At 62.3% G+C, this 1,694-nt stretch carries 2 protein-coding genes and 1 tRNA gene; 1 reads left to right on the top strand and 2 read right to left on the bottom strand.

From position 1 onward, the window contains the following. Window positions 1-15: 15 nt before the first annotated feature. On the bottom strand, window positions 16-423 hold the full coding sequence (locus tag KDH09_06810; GenBank protein ID MCB0219389.1) for a response regulator: 408 nt from the start codon (window positions 421-423) through the stop codon (window positions 16-18). A 217-nt stretch (window positions 424-640) separates the two neighbouring features. On the opposite strand from KDH09_06810, the gene KDH09_06815 reads away from it, so the two are divergent. Further along, window positions 641-716, top strand: a tRNA-Ala gene (locus tag KDH09_06815). 184 nt (window positions 717-900) lie between these two features. Here KDH09_06815 and KDH09_06820 read toward each other — a convergent pair. Beyond that, a complete protein-coding gene (locus KDH09_06820) occupies window positions 901-1,551 on the bottom strand; it encodes a TetR/AcrR family transcriptional regulator (GenBank protein MCB0219390.1) in 651 nt (216 codons plus the stop codon). Window positions 1,552-1,694 lie beyond the last annotated feature (143 nt).

Genomic DNA, 1,694 nt, shown 5'->3' on the forward strand with positions numbered 1-1,694 from the left:
CGTTTGAATTGGGCCTCAGGCTTCGTCGGTGGCTTCGCCTTCTTCGAACTCGACCTCGGAGGCCACAAGGTCGAGCTTTTCGAGCATGTCTTCCTTGGTCATCGGCTTGATGACATAGGCATCGGCGCCGCAGGTGTAGCAGCGCTGGAGGCTCTTCTCGTCGCTGTCGGCGCTCACCATGATGATGGCCGTGTTCTCAAGCTCCGAGATGTTCTTGATTGCCCGGCAGACCACGTCGCCGTTCATCAGCGGCAGGTTGAGGTCCAGGAACACCACGTGGGGGCGCTGCTCCTTGATGGCGCGCAGCGCCGCCATGCCGTCGGTTGCGGAGGTGATTTCGGCGTCGGTGTCCGCCAGAAAACGGGTTTCTTCATCAATGACTGCCTGGACATCGTCGACCAGCAGCACTCGCAGACTTGCCATAGCTGTCCCCGGCTCGGTGCCAATTCCTTGAATGCTGCCAGTCTATTCGGGTTTGTAACGATTGGGCAACCCATGGCCGGCAAGGCCGGAGCATCCCTATGAAAGGCCTCCGGGGGCGTTGCCCGGCAGGAAATGCCATGCTACACAATGCCGCCTGCGAGGGCCCCTTGGGAGCCTCCCGAGGCTCTCGCAGATGATTGCGCAAAAGCGATCAAATGGGGCAGTAGCTCAGTTGGGAGAGCGCCACGTTCGCAACGTGGAGGTCGTCGGTTCGATCCCGATCTGCTCCACCAGCCTACGCGCCGCGTAAAGCGCGTCGCTTCGGCTGGCAGACCATTCTTTCCCTCAGATTTTTCATTCGTTGATTCATCGCATGCGGCGCGCAGGCTGCCCGACGTAGCCTTGGCCTAGTCGGGCTTCTGTGGCCGCCTCCAGCGCTACGTATGGCGGGTCAGCCCATTTCCAGACATCACCGGACTACGATTTCTCGAGCATCTTCCTGCGTCGGGCCAGGTCAGCCTTGGCATTGAATTTCAGAAGCGCGAAGACACCCTCGAGGTCAATTTCGTCGGGGTCGAGTTGCCACTGCAGGAAGATCCCCTCGAACACGCCGATCTGGATGGCGGCCGCGCGTTTGGCCAGCTTGGGATCGATGGAGGGGAAGCCCGCGATCATCTCGCCTGCGATGGTTTCACGGAACTTGCGGTAGATCCCGCGAATGCGATCGCGCACGGCCGGGTCCTCGCGGCTGCGCTCGATGGCCAGTTGCATCACGAGCCGCGTGGTCTCGGTGTGCGCCTTCATGTGGTCGAGCGCCGCGCTGATGAAACGCTCGACGCGCTCCTCGGGGGTCGTTCCCTCGCGCACGTAGTTGAGAATGGTCCGGGTGTAGCTGTCGGCCGCTTCCTCGATCACGGCAAGGACGATGTCGTCCTTGCCGCCCTTGAAGTGCCAGTAGATTGAAGAGGGCGACGCCTTCGCGCGCGAGGCGATCTCGTCCATGGACGTGCCGGCAAAACCCTTGCGGGAGAACAGGCCGCGGGCGGCCTGCAGGACACGTTCGCGCGAGTCACTGCGCGAACGCCGTTTGCCTGCGGATTTCGGCGAGCTGGGCATGGAGGATTTCATAGCACCTCCGTTACCGAAAGGCTTCCTCAGGCCGCCGCTGCGCGGCCGGGGGGCGGCGCGCCCTCACCGGAGACGCGTCCCATCATGCGCTGCATCTGTTCCTGCATCTTCACGCCCATGCGGTAGAGCTTGAGGTTCATGGC

It is taken from the genome of Chrysiogenia bacterium (assembly GCA_020434085.1).
Classification (GTDB): Bacteria; JAGRBM01; JAGRBM01; order JAGRBM01; family JAGRBM01; genus JAGRBM01.